Annotated in this window: 20 protein-coding genes; 5 read left to right on the top strand and 15 right to left on the bottom strand. The window is 71.1% G+C overall.

What is annotated here, in order from left to right:
- Positions 1-86: 86 nt before the first annotated feature.
- Together LNW72_RS27470 and LNW72_RS27465 are read right to left on the bottom strand one after the other, a co-directional pair.
- A complete protein-coding gene (locus tag LNW72_RS27470; protein WP_250977796.1) occupies positions 87-728 on the bottom strand; it encodes a DUF6230 family protein in 642 nt (213 codons plus the stop codon).
- A 606-nt stretch (positions 729-1,334) separates the two neighbouring features.
- Positions 1,335-2,309, bottom strand: a complete 975-nt coding sequence (locus LNW72_RS27465) for a tetratricopeptide repeat protein (protein WP_250977795.1) — start codon at positions 2,307-2,309, stop codon at positions 1,335-1,337.
- 261 nt (positions 2,310-2,570) lie between these two features.
- Here LNW72_RS27465 and LNW72_RS27460 point away from each other — a divergent pair, with 261 nt between their 5' ends.
- Positions 2,571-3,227 carry a TetR/AcrR family transcriptional regulator gene (locus LNW72_RS27460; RefSeq protein ID WP_374117335.1) on the top strand — a complete coding sequence of 219 codons (657 nt, stop codon included), beginning with the start codon at positions 2,571-2,573 and terminating at the stop codon, positions 3,225-3,227.
- Positions 3,228-3,372: 145 nt separating this feature from the next.
- On the opposite strand, the gene LNW72_RS27455 is transcribed toward LNW72_RS27460, so the two are convergent.
- From LNW72_RS27455 to LNW72_RS27440, 4 genes are all read right to left on the bottom strand, one after another.
- Positions 3,373-3,702, bottom strand: a complete 330-nt coding sequence (locus tag LNW72_RS27455) for a hypothetical protein (protein ID WP_250977793.1) — start codon at positions 3,700-3,702, stop codon at positions 3,373-3,375.
- Positions 3,695-6,862 (bottom strand): hypothetical protein, encoded by a 3,168-nt coding sequence (locus LNW72_RS27450; RefSeq protein ID WP_250977792.1) that lies wholly within the window; start codon positions 6,860-6,862, stop codon positions 3,695-3,697. Before LNW72_RS27450 ends, LNW72_RS27455 begins: the two co-directional genes overlap by 8 nt.
- Positions 6,863-7,459: 597 nt before the next feature.
- Positions 7,460-8,476 (bottom strand): SDR family NAD(P)-dependent oxidoreductase, encoded by a 1,017-nt coding sequence (locus tag LNW72_RS27445; protein ID WP_250977791.1) that lies wholly within the window; start codon positions 8,474-8,476, stop codon positions 7,460-7,462.
- The gene (locus tag LNW72_RS27440) at positions 8,473-9,603 is read right to left on the bottom strand and encodes a UDP-N-acetylglucosamine--N-acetylmuramyl-(pentapeptide) pyrophosphoryl-undecaprenol N-acetylglucosamine transferase (RefSeq protein ID WP_250977790.1); all 1,131 of its coding nucleotides are present in this window, start codon (positions 9,601-9,603) and stop codon (positions 8,473-8,475) included. The genes LNW72_RS27445 and LNW72_RS27440 overlap by 4 nt, the downstream gene beginning before the upstream one ends.
- Before the next feature lie 64 nt (positions 9,604-9,667).
- Here LNW72_RS27440 and LNW72_RS27435 point away from each other — a divergent pair, with 64 nt between their 5' ends.
- Entirely contained in the window at positions 9,668-10,366 is a 699-nt protein-coding gene (locus tag LNW72_RS27435) for a response regulator transcription factor (protein ID WP_138357126.1), read from the top strand.
- Positions 10,363-11,790, top strand: coding sequence for a HAMP domain-containing sensor histidine kinase (locus LNW72_RS27430; RefSeq protein ID WP_250977789.1), 1,428 nt, complete (start codon positions 10,363-10,365; stop codon positions 11,788-11,790). Before LNW72_RS27435 ends, LNW72_RS27430 begins: the two co-directional genes overlap by 4 nt.
- On the opposite strand, the gene LNW72_RS27425 is transcribed toward LNW72_RS27430, so the two are convergent.
- The 8 genes from LNW72_RS27425 to murJ all read right to left on the bottom strand — a co-directional run bounded on the left by LNW72_RS27425 (position 11,787) and on the right by murJ (position 19,458).
- Positions 11,787-11,969: a DUF397 domain-containing protein gene (locus tag LNW72_RS27425; RefSeq protein WP_250977788.1), complete on the bottom strand. Its 183-nt coding sequence runs from the start codon at positions 11,967-11,969 to the stop codon at positions 11,787-11,789. The genes LNW72_RS27430 and LNW72_RS27425 overlap by 4 nt on opposite strands.
- Positions 11,970-12,133: 164 nt before the next feature.
- Entirely contained in the window at positions 12,134-13,834 is a 1,701-nt protein-coding gene (locus LNW72_RS27420; RefSeq protein WP_250977787.1) for a methylmalonyl-CoA mutase family protein, read from the bottom strand.
- Between the two features lie 185 nt (positions 13,835-14,019).
- Positions 14,020-14,358 (bottom strand): DUF3817 domain-containing protein, encoded by a 339-nt coding sequence (locus LNW72_RS27415; protein WP_250977786.1) that lies wholly within the window; start codon positions 14,356-14,358, stop codon positions 14,020-14,022.
- A 63-nt stretch (positions 14,359-14,421) separates the two neighbouring features.
- A complete protein-coding gene (locus LNW72_RS27410; protein WP_250977785.1) occupies positions 14,422-14,934 on the bottom strand; it encodes a MarR family transcriptional regulator in 513 nt (170 codons plus the stop codon).
- Positions 14,935-15,081: 147 nt separating this feature from the next.
- The gene (locus tag LNW72_RS27405) at positions 15,082-16,335 is read right to left on the bottom strand and encodes an Ig-like domain-containing protein (protein ID WP_250977784.1); all 1,254 of its coding nucleotides are present in this window, start codon (positions 16,333-16,335) and stop codon (positions 15,082-15,084) included.
- A 14-nt stretch (positions 16,336-16,349) separates the two neighbouring features.
- Complete coding sequence (locus LNW72_RS27400; RefSeq protein ID WP_250977783.1) at positions 16,350-17,267, bottom strand: DUF2635 domain-containing protein; 918 nt, start codon at positions 17,265-17,267, stop codon at positions 16,350-16,352.
- On the bottom strand, positions 17,260-17,769 hold the full coding sequence (locus LNW72_RS27395) for a SigE family RNA polymerase sigma factor (protein WP_250977782.1): 510 nt from the start codon (positions 17,767-17,769) through the stop codon (positions 17,260-17,262). Before LNW72_RS27395 ends, LNW72_RS27400 begins: the two co-directional genes overlap by 8 nt.
- A gap of 102 nt (positions 17,770-17,871) precedes the next feature.
- Positions 17,872-19,458 (bottom strand): murein biosynthesis integral membrane protein MurJ, encoded by a 1,587-nt coding sequence (gene murJ, locus LNW72_RS27390; protein WP_250980334.1) that lies wholly within the window; start codon positions 19,456-19,458, stop codon positions 17,872-17,874.
- Positions 19,459-19,826: 368 nt separating this feature from the next.
- Here murJ and LNW72_RS27385 point away from each other — a divergent pair, with 368 nt between their 5' ends.
- A complete protein-coding gene (locus tag LNW72_RS27385; protein WP_250977781.1) occupies positions 19,827-21,011 on the top strand; it encodes a peptidoglycan bridge formation glycyltransferase FemA/FemB family protein in 1,185 nt (394 codons plus the stop codon).
- A gap of 175 nt (positions 21,012-21,186) precedes the next feature.
- On the opposite strand, the gene LNW72_RS27380 is transcribed toward LNW72_RS27385, so the two are convergent.
- Entirely contained in the window at positions 21,187-22,371 is a 1,185-nt protein-coding gene (locus LNW72_RS27380) for an MFS transporter (protein WP_250977780.1), read from the bottom strand.
- Between the two features lie 184 nt (positions 22,372-22,555).
- Between LNW72_RS27380 and LNW72_RS27375 the strand changes: the two genes are divergently transcribed.
- A complete protein-coding gene (locus LNW72_RS27375) occupies positions 22,556-23,539 on the top strand; it encodes a DUF5937 family protein (protein WP_250977779.1) in 984 nt (327 codons plus the stop codon).
- Positions 23,540-23,560: the final 21 nt, after the last annotated feature.

Here is a 23,560-nt window from a genome sequence, read left to right as displayed (position 1 = left end):
CTCCCTGGGACTGACTTTTTCGCGCAAGAAAGTTGGAGGGCGACCGGGTGAGGGGCGCTGGGCCCCTCACCCGGCCGGTCAAGTGCCTAGTAGCACTCGTTGTTGCCCTTCTTGACCGACAGGCTCAGGCCGCTGAGCTTGAAGGTGCCCGCGCTGGTCGCCCAGGCGGTCTGCTGGACCTTCGTCAGGGTGGCCTCCTGGGCCTCCTGGGCGAAGGCGCCGGGCTGCTGCGGACCCTGGCCGGCCTTGTGCGGGCCGTCGATGCCCGTGGCGTCCTTGTTGTTACCCGCCGCGCCGGCCGGAACACCGATGTTGATGTTCTTGAACTCGGCATCGGCGTCGAGCTGGTCCAGGTCGATGTACAGGTTCTCGGCGTGGACCGGAGTGCCCTTGCCGCCGGCCTGCAGTCGCAGCGTCACGTCACCGAAGAGCGGGACGTGCGTGATGACCGACTGGCACATGTTGGTGATGTCGGCGTTGTTGAAGCCCGAGACCGCGACCGGCACGGTGGTGCCGCCAACCTGTGCGTCCATCGCGCCGTACTGGACGAACCCGAAGCCGTGCAGCTGGTCAGCGCTGACCTTGAAGTTCTGGCCGGACACCGCGAAGGACGCGGCAAGCGCGCCCTGTGCGAGCGCCATGCCGATTACTGCCGTGGCAGCAACACCCGGCACCATGACAACGGCGAACCGCTTCCACTTGGTGCCGCCTCTAACGACCGACTCCATGACTTTCCTCCTGATCGGACGTACACATCCGGCCGGATATGGAGATCCGGGGCCGGGATGGGGAGAAGAGCTACGTCCTCGGGAAAGGGAGCGCCGTCATCGAAGGCCGGTCCGCGGGTATGCGGACGGCGCAGTCCGAATCATCAGCGATCACCCCCGAGCGACAACCACTGGCCACGCTCTCGCGCAACCTGCTGGACAGGCCCTGCTGGGTGGGCAGAGACCCCCCTGTCCGGAAGCGGCGGCAGTTACGCCGTGCACTTCCACTCGGTGGGGACCCTCCCCCGGCTACCGCTGGGGGTCGCCCCCAGCCGCACCAGCTGGCTGCCGGATGGTCGGGGGAACAGGACCGAGCTTGGCCGATGGTGGTCCATTCCCAGCCGCTGCACAAGAGGTCTCGTTACCAGCGAGTAACGGAAGGATGTCGAGAGCGCGATCATCAAACGTCGCGATATCACGCAGCGTAGTTGCGGCGAGGTCGTGAATGTCCGACAAAGGGAAAGATTTCCGTAAGAAAAGGGGTCGCTCTCTTACCGGAAGTAACAGCGACCGCACTTCATCACGATTGCGTAAAGTGCGGTCGCCGTATCGATGAATCAGCTGTGGTCAGAACAGCACGCGAGCAAGTGCGACACGCGCTGTCACCACGCGGGGGTCGTCGGCGCCGATGACGTCGAAGAGTTCCAGCAGACGCAGCCGTGCCGTGTCCCGGTCGTCACCGGCCGTACGGCGCACGGTGTCCACGAGTCGCCCGAAGGCGTCCTCGACATGTCCGCCGACGAGGTCGAGATCCGCCGCGGCCAGCTGGGCCGCGACATCGGCCGGGTTGTCGGCGGCGGCCTTGCGGACCGCCTGCGGGTCGGCGTCCTGCACCCGCTGCAGCAGTTCGGCCTGGGCCAGGCCGAGCTTGGCCTCGGCGTTGGCCGGCTCGTCCGCCAGTACGTTCCGGTACGCCTGGACGGCGCCGCCCAGATCGCCCGCGTCCAGCGCGTCGTGCGCGGCGGACAGCGCCAGCTCCTGCGGAGTGGCGGGCCGGGGCGCGGGGGTGGCGGCGGCGGCCGGAACCGCGCCCGCCTCGACCGGAGTGCCGACGATGCCGAAGCGCTGCTCGCCCACCTGGATCAGCTGGTCCAGCACCTCGCGGATCTGGTCGTCGGCGGCCGCACCCTGGAAGAGCGGCATCGCCTGACCGGCGAGCACCGCGAAGACGGCCGGCACGCCCTGGGCGCCGAACTGCTGGAACAGCAGCTGGTTGGCGTACACATCGGCGCGGGCCAGCAGGAAGCGGCCGGCGTACTCGCCGACCAGCCGTTCCAGCGTCTCGTTGAGCTGCTTGCTCTGCTCGGCCTGTTCGGCCCAGAAGCTGATGACGACCGGGACCTCGGAGGAGCGCTGCAGTACTTCGCTCTCGAAAGTCTCCTCGGTGACATCGATGACGAGCGGGGAGGCGGCGGAAGGGGCGGGGGCGCCGGCGTCCTGCCGTTGCGCCCTGGCCTGCTCGGCCTTCGCCTTGGCCTCACCGGCCGCCTTCAGCGCGGCGAGGTCGACCACGCCGCTCATGGACATGTTCCGTGGCTGCATGAGGTCAATCCTCCCCCCTCGTCGTAAAAAAGTGTGAACGGCCCCCGAACCGTCCGCCGGATCGCGGACAGCCGGGAGCGTTCACCGCTGTTCAAGAGTGTCCTTCTCGGCGTGGGTCCCCACCTGCGCCAGTGGTCATCGCTCTTTCGCTACGAGTCGTAGCGTAACTCCTGACTGTCCGATCCCCGCAAGCTTCAACCGCACGAGGCGGCGTGATCCCGGTCACGGAGCGGTCGCGGGCCACCCGACGTACTGACCGGTATGGTCCCAGCCATGCACAACGGCACTCCCAACGGCACTTCAGCGAAGAAGACGGGCCGCCCCCGCAGCGCCGACGCCGACCACGCGATCCTGGAAGCCACCCGGGCCGCCCTGGTCGAACTGGGCTGGGGCGGGCTGACGATGGGCGACGTCGCCACCCGGGCCGGTGTCGCCAAGACCACCCTCTACCGCCGCTGGGCGGGCAAGAACGAGCTGGTCGTCGATGCGGTCGCGGTGCTCTTCGACGAACTGGAGCTGCCCGACCGGGGAAGCCTCCAGGCCGATATCGAGGACGTGGTGCTGCAGTTCGCGGCGCTGCTGGCCCTCCCCGAGGCCAGGACCGCCCTGATGGCCGTCGTCGCCGAGTCCACCCACGACGAAGCCCTGCGGCTGCGGATCCGCGAGGCCATCGTGGACCGGCAGAAGTGCCTCGTGGTCCTCGGCCGCCGGCGCGCCCAGGAGCGCGGCGAACTCCCGCCGGACGGCCCGCCCCTGGGCCCCCACGGCACGGACACCGCCACCCAGATCGACCTCATCTTCGACGTCATCGCGGGCGCCGTCGTCCACCGCACCCTGGTCAGCGGCGAACCGGTGGACCCGGCCTGGGCCCACACCTTCACGACGTTGCTGTTGGGCGGCCTGGCGGCCATCCGCTGATTCTCCTGAACGCTCGTGCAAACCGAAGCCGGGGCAGATAAGGAGAACGGTCCCGCCCGGAAACTCCGGACGGGACCATTTTCTCTTCGCCACGAACCAGGAGTCCTTCGTCGCCGGCATTGACAGCGGACTCCCCGGGAGCTTGCTATTCGAGCTTGCTGAGGAGTAGCGGTAGTTCGCCCTTGTCGAAGATTTCCCGGAGAACGCCGACCATGGCAGGTACTCCTGGGTCACGGATGATCACGAGATCCGGGCAATGGAAGTACCGACCGCCCAAGCTTTCACCCGTGATGCTCCAGCGCTCAAGGATTCGTGCGATCTCTTCCATCGTCAGGAAGGTAGCGCTCCAGCGGGACCCATCGCGCAGGGTGACTTCGGCATCAACGTTGGCGACGGTCTCGGGGTCGTCGCCGCCGCCGAGCATGAAGACGACGTCGAAGTGAGGCGTCGTCACGGCATGCAGAGGATCACCCATAGATCTTCCTCAATCTCGCGATGACTGCGGGCTCGTTGCCCTTATCGGCTTTGGCAACGATCTGGATGCCACCCTTCACATTGCGGAAGAAGATCCGGGCACCGTTACTGCCCCGAGCATAGGTGAGACCAGTGCCCGTCAGGGATTTGCTGCCCAATCCGGGGTTCATGCTGCCATCCATGAGCTGATCGCGAAGAGTATTGAGTTCCTGCTGTACCCTCTCGTTCTTTCCGGCCTCTTCGGCGGCCTTGCTGACCGCCCCGATCTTCGCGATGGGGATGGCGAGGGCGACAGCGTTCACCAAGGTCCGCAGGCAGCTCTCGACGTCCCCCTGGGTAAAGCAGCGCTTGAGATCGTTGACGCCGATGAACTCGAGGAGAACCTCGGCGCCATTGGCCTTGATCCAGTCGATGACGTCCATGGCGGCAAGCGACTTGGACTCTCGGAACTCGTCAACGCACTCCTGTCCGCATGCGGACAGGAGGAGTGTCTCTTCATCCGGGGACAGTTCCGCCCCGGTGTCGGGGCTGCCCGATGTGACCCGATCCGCCCGCTCTGTTAGATCCTCCTGACGTTGAGCCTCCTCGGCTCGGTCTGCGGCCTGATCGGCCTCCGTCGCGCTGCTCTGGGCGTTGGCGGCGGCGGTTTCAGCGACGGTCGCGTCGCCTTCCGCCTGGGTTGCAATGCCCCGGGCCGCGCTCGCATCGCCTTCCGCGGTGGTTGCGGCGCTGCGGGCTGCGGTGGCGTCCTGCTCGGCATCCGTGGCCGAGGCGCGCGCGGCGCCCGCTTGGGCCGCTGCCTCCCCCGCCGCCTTGCCCGCCACGAGGGCGTCCTGGGTGGCTTGCTGGTCGTAGGCAACAGTGTGTGCTTCCGCTGTGCTGGCGGCTTTGGCGGCTGCTGCCGCCTCGGCTGCGGAGCCACGTGCTTGAGTGAGGGATGCTTCCGCCCTCGAAGCTGAAGCGGCTGCCTCGGATGCTGCGGTGGCAGCGGCCTTTGCATCGGCGGAAGCGGCAGCGGCCAGTGCTGCGGCCTCTGCGGCTGCCTTAGCCGCCTGGTTGGCCTTGGCCTGGGCGAGGGCTTCCTGCTGCTGGGCGCCGGTCTTGGCGGCCTGGCCGATCAGGACGGCCAGTCCCGCCGAAGCGTCGGTCTCCTTGTAGGGGGAGCCGAGTTCGATGGCGTCGTTCGCGGGGTTGATGACCTGCGCAGCGGAATCGCGTGCTGCCAGAGCTGCTTGAGCGGTGGCGTAGGCGAATCCCGCGGTGCGGACACTATCGGCTGCCGCCAGGACCGCTTCGCTTTGGGCTGCGGTGGCGTCCTGACGTGCCTTGATTGCCTGCGTGGCGGCCGTCTTCGCGAACGCCTCCGCGTTCTTGACGTTCTGTGCAGCTGCCTCGGACGCGCCGATTGCCTCCGCCGCCGCGGCATGAGCTGCCTTGACCGCGGCGCCGGTGATCGCGGCGTCGGCTGCTGCCGCGTCGGCGGAGGCCTTGGACCGGGCGGAAGCGCCTTCGGCCTGCGTCGCTGCTGTGCGCGAGGCGATGGCCGCGGAACCGGCTTGATTGGCGGCGGAGCGGGAGTTCGTGGCGGCAGTCGTGGCCTGGTTGGCAGCGGTGCGTGCCTCGGTTGCCGCTTGCCGCGTCTCACCCGCTGCTGCGGTACCCTCCGCGGCAGCCGCAACCGCCTCCAACGCCTTCGCCCGGGCGCCGGCAGCGTCCTTGTTACGTTCAGCTGTCACAGCGCCGTCGCGGGCCGTGTTCGCCCTGGCCTCCGCCATGACCGCGACTTCCGACCGGGTGTCGGCGAGATCGCCGGCGGTCTGGGCGGTCCCCCGTGCCGTGGCGGCTGCCGCCTGCTGGTTCTGGGCGAGGACCTCGGCGTTGTGCGCCTTGGTCCGCTCCGCGTCCGCAGTGGCGCGGTAGGCGGCTGCCTTGTCGCGCTCGGTCTCGGCGGTGGCGCGCTTGGCCTTCGCGTCGGCGGCTGCGGTCTTGGCGGTCTGCTCGGCGGCCTCGGCCTTGGCCTGCGCGGCCTTGGCCTTGACCGCGTTCGCGGCGGCCTTGGTGGCCTGGACTGCGGCGCCGTCGGCGGCTGCCTTCGCCTGGGCTGCGGCCTCCTGGGCGGCGATGCGGCGGAACTCGGCCTGCGAGGCGTGCGCCTGCGTCTGGGCGAGAGCCATCAGCGTCTTGCTGTCGGCAGCCGAGGCCAACGTGGCGTTCGACGCGGTCTCTGTTGCCTTGGCCACCGCAGTCGCGGCGGCGGCCGAAGCGCGGGTGACCTGGACGGCCTGCTGCCCGTACATGAGCCCGCGCCCGCGAGGAAGCCCGGCTGCATCCGCGATGTTGTAAGCGGTCTGCTGAGCGGCTACGGCGGCGGCCGCGTGCTGCTGTGCGGCTTGTGCGGACCGTGACGCGACATGGACCCGGCCCAGCGCCAAGGCCTGCGCCTTGACGATGTCAACCTTGACCTTCGCGAAATCGGCAGCCGGAGGATAGGACAGACCGGCGCTGGCGGGGGTCTGCTTGAGCCAATAGGCCTGCCAGTCTGCCAAACGACTGGCAGTGATCGACTGAGCCAGTGCTTCGCCCATCGCCTGCGTGGCTACCTGCAGATCGGCCGAGGCCTGTGCCTCAGCGTTCAGGATCGTGTCGCGAGCGCCGGTCTGACCGGTCAGCTCGCTCTGCCACTCCACCGACGCCTGTGCAACCTCGGCACCCAGCACCTGATGCGGGTCCAAGGGGTTGGTGCTGTCGCAGGATGCGAAGCGGGCTTTCAAGCCCTCGACGTCGATCCGGAACTCCATCGAGTCGGGATCCGGTGCGCTGGTGGGAAATCCGCCGTACTGCAGGAAGAGCCGGGCGTCATCGGAAGAGATGGGTTTGGCACCCGTTCCTGCCAGGTCGGACCAGGCGCGCCGGTCCTCATAGGACGCCGGGCCGCCGTCGGCGTACTGGGAGTTCCCCAGGGCCCGCACCGCGTCAGCCGAGGCTTTCCCGGCACGTGGTACCAGGTCCTCGTGGAACAGGTCGTACTCACTCTGCCAGGACTGGTCAGCAATCCAACCGGACAGCCCGGTCGTATTGAACGGGTTGTCCTTCCACTCGATCCACTGGAATCCGACGACCGTGAACCGGCCGGGGGTTGTTCCGTGAGGGACTTGTTCCATTCATTGGACCGGTTGTAGAGCTCGTCCGTCTTGGCCGTGGCCCAGGTACGGTCCTTCTTGTAGGCAACGTCGAGCGGCACACCGTTGTCGTAGTCGGTTCTGGCCGCCTGCAACAGGTCTGCGTTTGTGCCGTTCAATCCGGCACGGGCGACGCTCTTGAGTTCTTGGCCGCCCTTGCGCTGCATCAGATTGAGCGTGCACTGAGCTGTGCGGGTCGCCGCGGCTTCCGTCGGGCTGAACACAGGTGCGTCCTGGGCTGCACCGGCCGGGGTGTTGAAGGAGCTCCATCCGGACGAGCCGATCTGCACCCGGGCGGGCTGAAGCCAGACCGGAAGCACGGATCACCGCCCGGCGGATCGGGCGTTTGACGAAATTGAGCATGCGGACGAACGTCCTCACAAGCGGCACGAGAGCGGACATGCGCGCAGGCGCAGGCGCGACGGATCCGCCTGGCCACCCCCCACGGATGAACACACGCCAGGTCCACGACCATGGCCAACGCACGCTATGGGAACTTGTGTTCGCTTGTGAAGACCGTGTGAGGGTGGCTTGCGGCCGCTTGAGCCACTGCGTCCTGATGCGGCCCTGTCGCGCGCCCTACACCTGGTAGCGGTCCGCCGCGAAGAGGTTCAGGTTCTCCGCGACCCACTCCGAGGTGCGGCGCAGTCCCTCCTCCAGGGACACCTGGGGCTCCCACCCCGCCCACTCGCGCGCCCGGGAGTTGTCCGACAGCAGGCGCTGGACCTCGCTGCCCGAGGGGCGCAGGCGGGCCGGGTCGACGACGATCTCCGCTGTGCGGCCGGAGGCGGCGATCAGGGAGCGGGCGAGGTCGCCGATGGAGACCTCGCGGCCGGTGCCGAGGTTGACCACCTCGCCGAGGGCCCGGTCGCAGCCGGCCAGTGCCAGGAAGCCGGCGGCGGTGTCGGTGGCGTAGGTGAAGTCGCGGGTCGGCGCGAGGGATCCGAGGCGGATCTGCTCGGCGCCGGAGTGCAGTTGGGCCAGGATCGCCGGGATGACGGCGCGCGCGGACTGCCGGGGGCCGTAGGTGTTGAAGGGCCGGACGACGGTGACGGGCAGCTCGAAGGAGTGGAAGTACGACAGCGCCGTCATGTCCGCGCCGATCTTCGAGGCGGAGTACGGGGACTGCGGCTGCAGCGGGTGGCTCTCGCTGATCGGCACGGTGAGCGCGCTGCCGTAGACCTCGCTGGTGGAGGTGTGGACGAGCCGGCGCACTCCGTGCCGCAGACAGGCCCCGGCGACGTTCTGGGTGCCGGCCACGTTCGTCTGCACATAGGCCTCGGGGGCCTGGTAGCTGTACGGGATGCCGATCAGCGCCGCGAGGTGGAAGACGGTGTCGCAGCCGTCGACGGCGTCCATGACGCGGCCCGCGTCGCGGACGTCGCCGGCGAGCATCTCGACGGGGCTGTCCGGCCGCAGATAGCGGGCGAGGTGGCCGCGTTCGCCGTAGGGCTTGTAGTGCACCAGGGCGCGGACGTTCGCGCCGCGCTCGACCAGCAGGTCGACCAGAGTGCTGCCGATGAAGCCCTCGGCACCGGTCACCAGGACGGTACGGCCGGTCCAGTCGACAGGGTTCAACGATGTGGTCGCGGTCATGCGGCGTTCCTCAGTTCGAGAGTCTTGGCGGCGAGCAGGTCGGCCGCCCGGGCGTGGGTGCCGGGGTCGGCGGCGCCGCTCATCGCGGCGAGCCGGCGGGGGTCGCGCAGCAGCGGCTCGACGAGCGCGGCCAGCCGGTCGGCGGTCGCGTCGGCGTCGGGGAGCAGCACGGCGGCGCCGGCGTCCGACAGGACGCGGGCGTTGTGCGTCTGGTGGTCGCCGGGCGCGTGCGGATAGGGGACGAGCACGGCGGGCACCCCGGTGGTGGCCAGCTCGGCGATGGTCGCCGACCCGGCTCGGCAGATCACCAGGTCGGCGGCCGCGTAGGCGAGGTCCATCCGGTCCAGGTACGCGACGGCCTCGGCGACCGGGTTCCCGGCCAGCCGGGTCGTGGCCTCGGCCAGCGCGGCGGGGCCGGTCTTGATGAGCAGCCGTACGTCGTTCCGGTCCCGCCAGCGCGCGGCGAGTCCGATGGCCGCCTCGGTCAGCCGGGTGGCGCCCAGGCTGCCGCCGTTGACGAGGACCAGCCGGGCCCCGGCCGGCACGCCCAGTTCGGCGCGGGCCCGGCCGCGCAGGGCGGCCCGGTCCAGGGTGGCCAGCGGCCCGGACAGCGGCATGCCCACGGTCTCCGCGGTAATGCCGGACGGCAGGTGCGCGCGGCTGCGGTCGAAGGCCAGCGCGATGTGCGGGGTGAGCCGGGCCGCGAACTGGTTGGCGCGGCCCGGCACCGCGTTGGACTCGTGGACCAGGCTCGGCAGCCCGGCCAGCCGCGCCCCGAGGATCACCGGCGCGCTGGGGTAGCCGCCCATCCCCACGGCGATCTGCGCGCCCTGCTCGCGCAGGATCGTCCGGCAGCGCACCGCCGAGCTCAGCAGCGCGGCGGGCAGCAGATAGCGGCGGGCGCCGAGCGACCGGTCGAACGGGATCATGTTGACGGTGTGCAGCCGGTAGCCGGCTTCCGGTATCAGCCGGGTCTCCAGCCCGCGTTCGGTGCCGACGAAGGTGACGACCGCCCGTGGATCGGCCCGGCGCAGCGCGTCGGCGAGTGCCAGTCCTGGATAGATGTGCCCACCGGTGCCGCCCGCCCCGATGACCACTGACAGTGGGATGTCCTGTGAGGTCCGCATGGCCGCAACGCTGACGGGACGGTCTAAGAGGGTTCTAAGAGCCCGGTTTGGGACCCTTGGGCCCATGGACACTGCACCACCGCCCGCCCGCATCCTCGTCGTGGACGACGAACCCGAGGTACGCGCCGCCGTCGAGGACGGCCTCACCGTCGAGGGCTACGCGGTGCGCGGGGCCGCCGACGGGCTCGCCGCGCTGTCGGAGGTGGCGGCCTGGCAGCCGGACGCGATCGTGCTGGACGTGATGATGCCGGTGCTCGACGGGCTGGCGGTCTGCCGGCGGCTGCGCGGGCTGGGCGACCGTACGCCCGTCCTCGTCCTCACGGCGCTCGACTCGGTGAGCGAGCGGGTCGACGGCCTGGACGCGGGCGCCGACGACTACCTCGTCAAGCCCTTCGCCCTGGACGAACTGCTGGCCCGGCTGCGGGCGTTGCTGCGCCGGGCCGCGTCGGGGGGCGGCGAGGAACCGGAGCTGTCGTACGCGGACCTGGTCGTCCAGCCGGTCACCCGCACCGGCAGCAGGGGCGGCCGCCCGCTGGAGTTCAGCCGTACCGAGTTCGCGCTGCTGGAGCTGCTGATGCGGCACCCGGGGCAGGCGCTGCCGCGCGAGGTGATCCTGGAGCGGGTCTGGGGCCATGACTTCGGCCCGGACTCCAACTCGCTGGCCGTCTACATCGGTTATCTGCGGCGGAAGCTGGAGGCGGGCGGCGAGCCGCGGCTGGTGCAGACCGTGCACGGTGTCGGCTACCGGCTGGACCTCGGATGACGGGGACCCGCGGGATGGCGCGCTGGCGCCGGCACCGGCCGCTGCGCACCCGGCTGGCGGTCGCGGCGTCCGCCGCCGTCGCCCTGGTCGCGGTCGGGGTCTGCGCGGCGGCCTTCTTCGTCATCCGCTACGAACTCGTCCACCAACTGGATCTGCATCTCACCCAGTCGGCGACGCTGGTCAAGCAGCAGCACCGCGGCGAGAGTCCGCAGGTGGTGGCCGGGGAGTGCGTGTACCTGTCGGCGCCCGCCTGCTCGCAGATCGTCCCGGCGGACCCGGCGGCCGACCCGCGGGAGCCGTACCCGCTGCCGGTCTCCGCGCCGGTTCGGGAGGTCGCGGCCGGGGACCGTCCGGCGTACTTCAGCAACGTCACGCTGTCCGGGCATCCGGCGCGGATGTTCACCAGCGGCTTCGGAGGTGGCCGGGCGCTGCAGGTGGCGGTGCGGTCCGACACCGTCGAGCAGGGCGTCCGGCAGGCCGCCTGGCTGCTGGCGGGCGTCGGCGGCACGGGGGTGCTGCTCGCCGCCCTCCTCGGCTACTGGGTCTCCCGGACGGGACTGGCGCCGGTCGCCCGGCTGACGGCCACGGCGGAACGGATCGCCGCCACCCGGGACGCCCGGCACCGGATCGAGATCCCGGCCGGTCCCGAACACCGCCAGGACGAGGTCACCCGGCTCGCCACCGCCTTCAACACCATGCTCGGCGAGCTGGAACAGTCCGTCGCGGCGCAGCGCCGGCTGGTCGCCGACGCCTCGCACGAGCTGCGCACACCGCTCACCGCGCTGCGCACCAACGCCGACCTGCTGGCGCGCGCCGACCGGCTCACCGACGCCCAGCGGGACCGCGCCTCCGGCGCCCTGCAGCGGCAGCTGCGCGAGGTCACCCAGCTCGTCAACGACCTGATCGAGCTGGCGCGGGACGAGGAACCGCTGCCGCTGGTCGAGGACGTGGGCCTCGCCGACCTGGCGGGCCATGCCGTACGGGCCGCCCGCGGCCACTGGCCCGACGTCCCCTTCACCCTGGCCACGGACCCGGCCGCCGCCCCGGCGCACGTGCCCGGCGTCCCGGCCCGGCTCAGCCGGCTGCTGACCAACCTCCTGGACAACGCGGCCAAGTTCAGCCCGCCGGGAGCCCCGGTCGAGGTCGCCCTCACCCGGACCGGCTCCGAGTCACGTCGCGGGCAGGCGGTGGAGCTGACCGTCCGCGACCACGGGCCGGGGATCGCCGCGCAGGACGCCCCGTACGTCTTCGACCGCTTCTACCGCGCGGACTCCGCCCGCGCGCTGCCCGGCTCCGGCCTCGGTCTCGCCATGGCCCGGCAGATCGCCCACGCACACGGCGCCACCATCACCGCGGAACCGGCACCGGGCGGCGGCGCCCTGTTCCGGGTGAGCTTCCAGGACCACCCATCGGGCAAGTCCTAGCGAGTGTCGGAGGCGGAGGTTCCGTCCGGCTCCTCCGCGAACGCGTCGAACTCCCCCGCCTTGACGCCCTTCACGAACGCCTCCCACTTGGCGGGGCTGGTGACGGCCACGATCTCCGGCTCGTCCGTCTCGCGGATGTAGATCATCCCGTCGTCGCCGACGGTCGCCTCAAGTGCCACGGGCTGCGCCTTTCGGTGGTGCGGTGTGATGCGGTGCGCTGCGTGATGCGGTGCGCTGCGAAGCGTCATCGTCACCCGCCCACCCGGGCGCACGCAACGGCGCGGAGCCGTCGCGTGCGCCACCGGTTCGGGAACCGGTCCCGGAACCGGTCCCGGAACCGGCCTCAGAAGCGGGCCGGCTCGGTGTACGTGCCCCACTCCTCGCGCAGCACACCGCAGATCTCGCCGAGGGTGGCCTCGGCACGGGCCGCCGCGAGCATCGGGACGATCATGTTCGAGCCGTCCCGGGCCGCGGCGAGCATGGCGGCGAGGGCGTCCTGGACGGCGCTGTCGTCGCGGGCCGCCTTGCGGGCGGCCAGCACGCGCACCTGCTCGCGCTCGACCTCGTGGCTGACCCGGAGGATCTCCAGGTCGCCGGTGACCGAGCCGTGGTGGCAGTTGACGCCGACGACGCGCTTCTCGCCCTTCTCCAGGGCGCGCTGGTACTGGAAGGCCGACTCGGCGGTCTCGCCGGTGAAGTAGCCGTCCTCGATACCGCGCAGGATGCCGCTGGTGATGGGGCCGACGGAGTGCTTGCCGCTGGGGACCGCCTTCGCGCCGAGCGCCCTGATCTTGTCGAAGATCTTCTCGGCGTCGGCCTCGATCCGGTCGGTGAGGGCCTCGACGTACCAGGAGCCGCCCAGCGGGTCGGCCACGTTCGCGACGCCGGTCTCCTCCATCAGGACCTGCTGGGTGCGCAGCGCGATCTCCGCGGCCTGCTCGCTCGGCAGCGCGAGGGTCTCGTCGAGGGCGTTGGTGTGCAGGGAGTTGGTGCCGCCCAGGACGGCGGCCAGCGCCTCCACTGCGGTGCGCACGACGTTGTTGTAGGGCTGCTGGGCGGTGAGCGAGACGCCCGCGGTCTGGGTGTGGAACCGCAGCCACTGCGCCTTGTCGGTCTTGGCGCCGTACTCGTCGCGCATCCAGCGCGCCCAGATGCGGCGGGCGGCGCGGAACTTGGCGATCTCCTCGAAGAAGTCGAGGTGCGCGTCGAAGAAGAACGACAGGCCGGGGGCGAACGCGTCGACGTCCATTCCGCGCGACAGCCCCAGCTCCACGTACCCGAAGCCGTCGGCGAGGGTGTACGCGAGCTCCTGCGCGGCCGTGGAGCCGGCCTCGCGGATGTGGTAGCCGGAGACGGAGAGCGGCTTGTACGCGGGGATGCCCGTCGCGCAGTGCTCCATGAGGTCGCCGATGAGGCGCAGATGGGGCTCGGGAGAGAAGAGCCACTCCTTCTGCGCGATGTACTCCTTGAAGATGTCGGTCTGCAGCGTGCCGTTGAGCAGGGCCGGGTCGACGCCCTGCCGCTCGGCGGCGACCAGGTACATGCAGAAGACCGGGACGGCCGGGCCGGAGATCGTCATCGAGGTGGTGACGTCGCCGAGCGGGATGCCCGCGAAGAGCACCTCCATGTCGGCGGCCGAGTCGATGGCGACACCGCAGTGGCCGACCTCGCCCAGCGCCATGCCGTCGTCGGAGTCGCGGCCCATCAGGGTCGGCATGTCGAAGGCGACGGAGAGACCGCCACCGCCGGCCTCCAGGATCATCTTGTAGCGCTCGTTGGTCTGCTCGGCGTTGCCGAAGCCGGCGAACTGCCGGATCGTCCACGTACGGCCCCGGTACCCGGTCGGGTGCAGACCGCGGGTGAACGGGTACTCGCCGGGCCATCCGATCCGCTCGAAGCCGTCCACGGTGTCGCCGGGGGCGGGCCCGTACACGGGCTCGACCGGATCCCCGGAGAGCGTGGTGAAGTCCGCGTCCCGCTTACGAGCCGCGTCGTACCGGGCCTGCCAGCGCTGGCGGCCCTCTTCGATGCCTTCGGCGTCCATACCCTCGAATTTACTAGGACGTCCTAGTAAATGTCGATGGCAAACCGCCCACCCCTTGCGGGAAGGGCGGTGCGATGCGTCACGTGCGATGCGTCACACACCGTGTGTCACCCCTCAGGTCACCCTGTGGGCCACCCCCTGGGGCACCCACTGTGCGTCACGACCAAGGTGCCACACGACGGGCGTCAGGCCTGCGCGGGCTCGCCGTTCGCGGTGACGACCAGCGGGGCCACCTCGCGCGTCACGTTGCGCTCGACGAAGAAGGCGGCGGTCGGGATCGTGCCCGCGAGCAGCACCCAGGCCAGCTTGCCCAGCGGCCACTTCGCCTTGGAGCCCAGGTCGAAGGCGAACACCACGTAGACCACGTAGAGCCAGCCGTGGGCGATCCCGACGGCGGTGACGAAGCCGGCCGCCCCGTTCATGTCGAGGAGGTACTTCGCGATCACGCCCAGGGTGAGGAGGACCAGCAGGACGCCGGTCACATAGGCCATCACGCGGTAGCGGGTCAGCGTCCCTTGTTTCATGGCATTGAGCGTAACCGGTGCGATTCCGGCGCCTTCACGCCCCTCCTCGAACGCCGGCCCGCTTCAGTGCCCGTCCTCGAAGTCGCCCGCGGCTATCCGCAGCGGGCGCAGCGACGCGAAGATCTCGCCGCACTCCTCGGCGTCGTAGACACCGAGGCCGAAGTCCATCGCCATCAGGTCCCGGGTGGCCGCGTCGACGACCTCGCGGCCCTTGTCGGTGATGGAGGCGAGGGTGCCGCGTCCGTCGTTCGGGTTGGGCCGCTTGGCGACCAGGCCGGAGCCGACGAGGCGGTCCACGGTGTTGGTGACCGACGTGGGGTGCACCATCAGCCGCTCGCCGATCTTCGACATCGGCAATTCGCCGGCCTTGCTGAAGGTGAGCAGCACCAGCGCCTCGTACCGGGCGAAGGTCAGCCCGTACGGCTTGACGACGGCGTCCACCTGGCCCAGCAGGATCTGCTGGGCCCGCATGATCGAGGTGATGGCGCCCATCGACGGAACGCGTCCCCAGCGCTGGGTCCACAGCTCGTCGGCGCGGGCGATGGGGTCGAAGGGCAGGCTCAGGGGCTTCGGCACGCCGATGAGCCTACCCGTCGGTCACATAGTGGGAGGGGCTGTCTCGTCCATCGGAACCGGAGACACCCGGGCCGGTTCGGGAACGGGTTCGAGCACAGGCTCGGTGACCGGTTCGGGAACGGGCCCGGGGACGGATTCCGGGGCGGGTCAGGACAGGGCGCTCAGCTTGGCCCACGCCTCGGCGCTGAGGTTCCAGTCGCCGTAGCCGTTGCCCTTGTCGACGGTGGCGCGGGTCGATCCGGCGACCTCGACGACATCACCGCGGACGGCCTTGTCGAAGAACCACTTGGCGTCTGCGTCCGACATCCCGACGCAGCCGTGGCTGGTGTTCGCCTTGCCCATGTTGGCGTCGTTCCACGGAGCGGCGTGGACGAAGGTGCCCGAAGTGGTCAGGTGCACCGCCATCTTGACGTCCTTGTCGTAGAAGTCCGCGGCGTCCTTGTTGGTGGCGATGCCGACGGACGCCGACGTCATCTTGATCGTGGACTCCTTGCTGAGCACGACCATGCGGCCGTTCCAGGTCGGGAAGTCGCTCTTGCCCGCCGAGACGTTGATGACCTTGATGGTCTTGCCGTCCTCGGTGACCGTCATCTTCTTGGCGCCGATGTCGACCTTGGAGACCCGGGCGGTGCCGATGGTGAAGGTGGAGGTGACATCGCGGCGCAGGTAGCGGCCGCCGCCGGTGTCGAGGCCGCTGAGCTTGGCCGTCATCGTGACCTTGGTGCCCTTGGCCCAGTAAGCGGCCGGGCGCCAGTCGGCGCGCTGGGTGCCGGTCAGCGGGTCGGTGATCCAGCCCCAGCTGCCCTGCACGGCGGGCGTCGTCGTCACGGACAGCTGCTTCTCGACGGCCGCGCGGTTGGTGACCGGCTTGTCGAAGGCGATGGAGACCGGCTGGCCCACGCCGACCACCGCGTTGCCCACCGGGGTGACGGTGACGCCGTTGGTCTTGGCCGCGGCCAGCGTGGTGAAGGTGCTGGTCTGCTCCTTCTGCGCGCCGGACTTGTCGGCCGCGGTGACCTTCACCGTGTAGGCGGTGCCGGGGGTCATCGTGCGGTCGGACTGCCAGCTGTGCTTGGCGGCGTCCAGCTTGCCGGTGACCGCCACGGCCTCGACGCCGTCGCTGCTCTTGGCCGCGGCGGTGACGGTCACGGCGCCGATGGTGCCCTCGGTCAGCGACACCTTCACCGGGCTGCCGGGGTCGACCCCGGTCTTGCCGTTGGCGGGCGACACGGTGACCGGCACGGCCGCCGGAGCGTCGGCGCCGCCCTTGTCGCTGCCGCCCTTGGCGTTGTCACCGCCACCGCCGCCGCCACAGGCGGTGAGCGCGACGGCCAGCAGGGCCGGCACGGCCAGGGCACGTATACGGGAGAAGGGAATGCGGGACGTTCGTATGGGTGTCACGGGAAATGTCCTCATCAGCAGCGGTCAGGAGAAGTCGAAGGGAAGTAGCCCGGCGGGAACTTCGCATCGGGTGGCGGGTCCGCCGGGACCCCGCCCCCGGTCGTCTGGTCGACGCCGCCGCCGACCGAGCCCCCGGCGAATGCGGAAGACGGAGAAGTACTGGGGGTGCCGGGGGTGGCCTGGGTGGAAGGGGGAGCGAGCCGTTCGAGGGACCGCGCCATGCACTGCACCGGCGTCCCGTCGAAGTACGGCGGATTCGGTCCCTTGCGCACCGGCATGACCACCTGGAGCACCGACACGTACCGGCCCCGGTTCGCCAGCCACACCTGGTTCATCCGGCCGCCCTGTTTCGTTGCCGCGTAGACGCGGAACACGGTCTCCATAGTTCCCCCCTCCTTCCCAGTGTAAGCAGCAACAAGTCCACATTTGCCCAATTCGTCACGTATGCGGTTCAGTTCGGCAGCGGCCTTGGCCTCGTTACTGAGGGCGTGGATCGCGTACCGCGCGCTGCTGTTCTCGTTCCCCTGAAAGAAACGGACACTCGCCGAGGCCGGATCGTACAGCGACGCTCCGCAGTGCATGAGCGGGATCTTCGCCGAGACATCCCCCGCGACGGTGCGCCAGTGCCAGTAGGAGTCCCAGGGCAGCGCGGTCGGCGGGAGCAGTTCACCGGTCAGCGGGTCGGTCGGCAGCGGGTCCGGCGAGGAGGAGCCACCGACCGCCGGGGTCTGCGCGCCGTTCTCCAGCCGCGGCAGGACCGCCCAACTGCCGACGGCCAGCGCGGCCGCGGCCACCACGGCCACCGCGCCCACCCGGCGCCGGGCACGGCGGCGCTCCCCCCGCCTGCGGACATCGGCGGGACGGGCGAGGACGATCAGCGGCTCGGTGTCGCGAGCCAGGTCCCGGAGGCGGTCGTCGAGCGGGTCAGCCATGGAGGGGCACCTCCTCTTCCTCGGTCAGCCGGTCGCCCAGCGCCTTGCGTGCGCGGCTGAGCCGGGTTCGTACCGCCGCGTTGGACACTCCGGTCTCCCGGGCGACCTCCTCGATCGGCAGGTCCATCAAATGGTGCAGCACGACGGCCGTGCGCTGCTCCGCGCCGAGCTCGCGCAGAGCGGCGATCAGAGCCACCCGGTCGGGTGCCAGTGCGGGCGCGTCCGACGGAACCCCGTACCTGAAGTGTGCCCGTACCCGGTTGCGGGTCTTGCGCCACGTGCTCACCGCCAGTCGCAGAGCCACCGTCCGCACCCACGGCGTCGGGTCGCCCTCGGCCGTGAGCTTCGCCCACCGCTGCCACGCGCGGGCATACGCCTCCTGCACGGCGTCCTCGGCCTCGCCGAGATCGCCGGTCACCGCGTACACCGCGGCCACCAGGCGTTTCGCGGTGACGGCGTAGAACTCGTCGAAGTCGTTCTGCGGCGTCGCGCCCGGGCTCACACCCACCCCGGAGGCGCGTGTGTCGTACGGATGTTCAATGTCCCTCCCGCTACGTACACGCACGGCGGGCTCGAAAGGTGACAACGAAATCGGGAAAACTTTTCAGCGACCGGGCAGCCGCCGCAGGAGCGGGGCGGCCAGCGACCGCACTTCGGTCAGCCGCAACGGGCCCGCCAGGGCCAGGACGGAGCAGCCGAGCGCGGCGCCGCCGAGCAGCAGTCCGGCGCTGTCCCCGGCGAAGCCGGTGCCGAGCAGCCGCCCGCTGCCCTGCGCGATCCCGTACGCGGCGGCCGCGCCCGGCAGGCACGCGACGGCCAGCCGGACATGCGTGCCCAGGACGGCGGGCCGCCAGTTCAGCCGCCGGCGCAGCACCCAGGTGGTGCACGCCAGCCCGGCGCAGCAGGCGATCGCGTAACCGCCCGCCATGCCGGCCACGGCCCAGCGGGCGGGCAGCAGGGTGTACGAGGCGACGGCGAGCCCGGCGTTGACGGCGGCGATGACGACGTTGAGGAAGAAGGGCGTACGGGTGTCGCCGAGCGCGTAGAAGCCGCGGGCCAGCAGGTACTGGCCGGCGAAGGCCGGCAGGCCGAGGGCGAACGCCATCAGGATCCAGGCGATGGCCTGGGCGTCCGCGTCGGTGGTGCGGCCGTGCTGGAAGACGACCCCGGTGATCTGCGGGCCGAGTGCCAGGAAGGCCAGCACCGCCGGCACGATCGCGGCGGCCGAGCCGCGCAGCCCGTACGACAGGTCGGCGCCGATCCGCGCGTGGTCGCCCTCGGTGGCGGCCCGGCTCATCCGCGGCAGCAGAGCGGTGACGAGGGAGACGGTGATGATCCCCTGGGGCACGACCCACAGCAGATAGGCGTTGCTGTAGGCGGCGAAGCCGACACCCACCGGGCTGCCGCCGGCCAGCGCGTGGGCACCGGCCGAGGTGGCCAGCCGGGTGACGACCCAGTACGCGATCTGGTTGACGAAGACCAGCAGCAGCGTCCACCCGGCGGCCCGCATCGGCTGCATGAGCCCGGAGCCGCGCCAGTCGAAACGGGGCCGCCAGCGGAATCCGGCGCCGCGCAGGGCCGGGATCAGCGCCAGGGCCTGCACGGCGATGCCCGCGGTGGAGCCGAGCCCGAGGAGCAGCGCGTTGGCGTCGCTCATGGTGCCGGCGGCGGTCGTGTCGTGCGCGACCGCGAGGTACAGGCCGAACACCGCGATGACGACGACGTTGTTGAGGACCGGCGACCACATCATGGCGCCGAACCGGTCGCGGGCGGTGAGGATCTGGCCGAGCAGCGTGAAGACGCCGTAGAAGAGGATCTGCGGCAGGCAGTACCGGGCGAGCGCGATCGTCAGGTCGCGCTGGCCGCTGGTGAAGTCCGGCCCGTACGCGCTGACCAGCCAGGGGGCGGCGAGCGCCGCCCCGGCCGTGATCACCAGCAGCGCGGCCAGGCAGACGGTGAGCAGCCGGTCGGTGTAGGCGGCGCCGCCGTCGGCGTGCTCCTTGGCGGCGCGCACCAGCTGCGGGACGAACACCGAGTTCAGCGCCCCGCCGATGAGCATGATGTACAGGATGTTCGGGACGGTGTTCGCGACGCTGAACGCGTCACCGAGCAGGGTGGTGCCGAGCGCGGCGGTGATGATGCCGCTGCGCACGAAACCGGTGGCGCGCGAGGCGAGCGAGCCCAGCGCCATGACGCTGCCGCTGCGTTTCAGCGAGGCGGCGGTGTCGGTCGTGGTGGAAGCGGCGGCCGGTTCCGTGGGAGCGGGAGGGGCCGCGGCCTCCGGCGGGCAGGGACCGCCGAAGGGGGCGCCGCGCACCGCGTCCTGACCGCCGGGATCGCCGGTCCCGGCGTCACTGCCCACTGCTGATGTCACCCGTTGTGCTCCCCGGCCGGTCGCGGCCGTCGGCCGCGCAGACGCCGAAGTCTGCCCGTCCCGGGGCCGCTTGGGAAACCGGTGCGCGCTGTCGCGAACATCTCTGTCACATAGCGGTCCCGTCGGGCGTGAGACAGGTGAGCGGGCCATCAGGCCCACCGCACCGCGGAGGACGAGCCTTGACGATGACCACCCACCAGGACGCCGCCCGCAACGCCTTCCCCGGCCCGGCGGCACGGCTGCGACTGCGTCCCGTCACGGAGGACGAACACCTGGAGTTCGTGCGGCGGCGCGGCCCGCGCGCGGTCAGTTTCCTGCAGAGCCCCTCCTGGGCCCGGGTCAAACCGGGCTGGTCGGCCGAGAGTCTGGGCTGGTTCGACGACACCGGGGCGATGGTCGGCTCGGCGCTGGTGCTGTACCGGCAGCTGCCCGGCACCCGGAGATCGTTCGCGTACCTCCCGGAGGGCCCGGTGCTGGACTGGTCCGCGCCGGACCTGGACCGCTGGCTGGAGCCGCTGCTGGACCATCTGCGGGGCACCGGGGCCTTCGCCGTACGGATGGGGCCGCCGCTGCCGTACCGGCGGTGGTCGGCGCGCACCCTCAAGGACGCGGTGGCGCCCGGCCGCCGGATGGGCGACGTCCTGCCGGACCTGGTCGACCCGCTGGGGGCGGCGGTCGCGGACCGGCTGCGCGAGGCGGGCTGGCGGCGCGGCGGCGAGGACGGCGCCAACGGGGACGCCCAGCCCCGGCTGATCTTCGAGATACCGCTGGCGGGCCGCGGCCTGGACGACCTGTGGACCGGGCTGAACCAGGAGTGGCGGCGGAACGTCAAGAAGGCCGCCAAGGCGGGGGTGGAGACCGCGGTCGGGGGCCTGGAGGAGCTGGCGGCCTTCCATGAGCTGCTGGGCGTCACCGAGCGGCGCGACGGCTTCCGGCTGGGGCGCGATCTGGCCTACTACCGGCGCCAGTACGAGGTGCTGAACGCGGAACGGCCGGGCGCCATGCGGCTCTACACCGCCCGCCACGGCGGCGAGATCCTCGCCGCGCACACCCTGCTCGTCTCACCGGACGGGTCCCGGGTCTGGTACCAGACGGGTGCCTCCGCCGATCACCGCCGCGAGGTGCGGCCGAGCAACGCGCTGCAGTGGCGGATGCTCTGTGACGCGCACGTGCTGGGCGCGTCCGTGTACGACATGCGGGGCGTACCGGACAGCCTGGACCCGGACGCGCGCTCGTTCGGCCTGTTGCGCTGGAAGCTCGGTACGGGCGGCGAGGCGGTGGAGACGCTCGGCGAGTGGGAGCTGCCGCTCCAGGGCGCGGTCAACAAGACCCTGCACCGGGCGATGAACGCGTATCTGGCGCGGCGCTGAACCCGTGCCTGGCGCGGCGCTGAACGCGTATCCGGGCGCCGCTGAACCGTACGGCGCCGCGGCCGGGCGCCGCCCCCAGGAACGGGGCCGCAGCGCGCGCCGCCGGCCGGCCCGGAACCGGCCGGTGCCCGCCCGGTGTTACGCGCGTCGACCAGCGGCAAAGGGGTGTCCGTCCTCAGACCGCCTCCACCACGCCGCGGCCGGTCGCCGCCACGGAGCGCAGCACCAGCAGCGTGCTCACCAGACCGAGCATCCCGGCCCCGGCGATCACGGCGTACGGCGGGGCCACCTCGGCGATCGCGCCGCCGATCGTCATGCCCAGGCCCTGGAGCGTCATCATGCCCGCGCCCAGCAACGACATCGCCTGGCCGCGCATCTCCTCCGGCACCGCTTCGACGAACCACTTGTCCATACCGAGCGCGTAGGCGGAACACAGCCCCACCACCAGCATGATGCCGATCGCCACCGGCAGCGGCGGGTGGAAGGCGAACAGCGCCATCGGCACCAGGGCCAGACCGGCGAGCGGCATCGCGATCCAGGTGCGCGCGGCCGGCGAGAGCAGCGTGCCGGCCGCCAGCTCGCTGACCACCGTTCCGGCCGGCATCGCCGCCAGCAGCAGCCCGACCCCGGCCGAACCGGCGCCGGCCGCGGCGGCGAACGGTGTCGCCAGCCCCTCGGCCACCGCGAAGAACATCGGCGGCACCCACCACCACAGCAGCAGCGCCCGGATCCTGCGGTGGCTCAGCAGCTGGCGGGCGCCGAGCAGCGACTGCCGCATCATCGAGCCGCTGCCGGTGACCCGTGCGGGACGGTTCAGGGTGCCGAGGCGCAGCAGCGCGGCCGAGCAGAGGAAGGTCCCCACGGCCACCGTGAGCGCGGCGCGCGGCGACAGCACCACCAGCACCAGGCCGCCGATCCCGAACCCGACGATCTGCGCGCTCTGCGAGACGATCCTCAGCAGGGAGCGTCCCAGGACGTACGCATCGCCCTCCAGGATGTCCGCGAGGCTCGCGGCCCGCGTCCCCTGGAAGAGCGGCGTGATCATCGCGAGGACCGCCCGCAGCAGGAACAGCAGTGCCAGCGGGGTGAACGGCAGCGCCAGGACTCCGACGCAGGCCGCGCAGAGCAGGTCGCACGTCACGAGCACCCGGCGGGCCGGATACCGGTCGGAGACCCCCGCGAGCAGCACCCCGCTGAGCGCGTACGGCAGCATGCCGAGCGCGAAGATCAGAGACGTCAGCAACGGGGACCCGGTGCGCTGGAACACCAGCACCGCCAGTGCGACCTCGGCGAAGAAACTGCCGAACATGGACAGTACGTGTGCGGCGAAGATCGGCCGGAACTCACGGACCGCGAACACCGTGCGATATCCGACGGGCTGCGGCTCGACGGGATCGGCCGTCGTCCCCGCTGTCCCGTCGCACGTCGGCTCGTCACTTTTCTGAAGTCCCGAGTCTGAGTTTTCCGTTGTCATGGACGCAGCCTGGCGGACATCGGGACATGGCTTCTACAGTTTCGGCTGAAAACGAAACTTGGGAGAGATCATGCCGTTCCACATGCACTTCACGGCCGACGATCTGCTGTCCTCCCGGTTCGCGATCTCACCCCTCTGGGAGACCCAGGAGGCGATCCGCACCCTCCGGACACCGGCGCGCCAGGGGTACCACCTGCCGTGGCTGCGACAGGTCCGGTCGGTGGCCCGCGGGCTCGACCTCAGCCCGTTCGAGCTGGTGATGCCGCGGCGCGGCCACAACCCGGATTTCCTGTGCCCGCCGCCCGACGGGGTCTTCGCCACGATCGACGAGGAGCTGGCCCGGGTCCGCGGCACCGACCCCGCCGTGGCCCACGCGGACCTGGCCGGGGCGCTGGCGGCGACTCCGGGTGCCGACGACGACGAGCGGGTCCGGGCGCTGCTCGACGACCCGGCGCGCACGGTGGACGAGCTCGCGGAACTGATGGCCCGGGTCTGGGACACGCTCCTCGCCCCGTTCTGGCCCCGGATGCGCGCCGTGCTGGAGGCCGATGTCGCCTTCCACTCCCGCCGGCTGGCCGACGGCGGCCCGGAGCGGCTCTTCGCCGATCTGCACCCGAAGGTGAGCTGGTCGGACGGCACGCTCACGGTGGACCAGCGGGCCGAGCACGTCAGGACGCTGGGCGGCGAGGGGCTGCTGCTGGTGCCGAGCGTCTTCGTCCGGCCGGACGTGGTGAGCGGCTTCGACCCGCCCTGGCAGGCCACGATGGTCTACCCGGCGCGCGGCACCGCCACCCTGTGGACCGTGCCGGGCCCCGCGCCCGCCGAGCCGCTGATCCGGCTGCTGGGCCCCAACCGGGCGGCGATCCTCACCAACCTCGACGCGCCCGCGACCACCAGCGGGCTCGCCCGCCGTCACGACCTGGCGCTGTCGTCCGTCTCGGCCCATCTGTCGGTACTGCGCGACGCGGGCCTGCTCACCTCGCACCGCGACGGCCACCGGGTGCTGTACGAAAGGACCCCGCTCGGCCTCACCCTGGCCACGGGCGGGGGGTAGCGGCGTCCGTCAGCTCCCCGC

The organism is Streptomyces sp. RKAG293, assembly GCF_023701745.1.
Taxonomy (GTDB): Bacteria; Actinomycetota; Actinomycetes; order Streptomycetales; family Streptomycetaceae; genus Actinacidiphila.
This window is presented reverse-complemented; position numbering and strand designations above follow the sequence as displayed.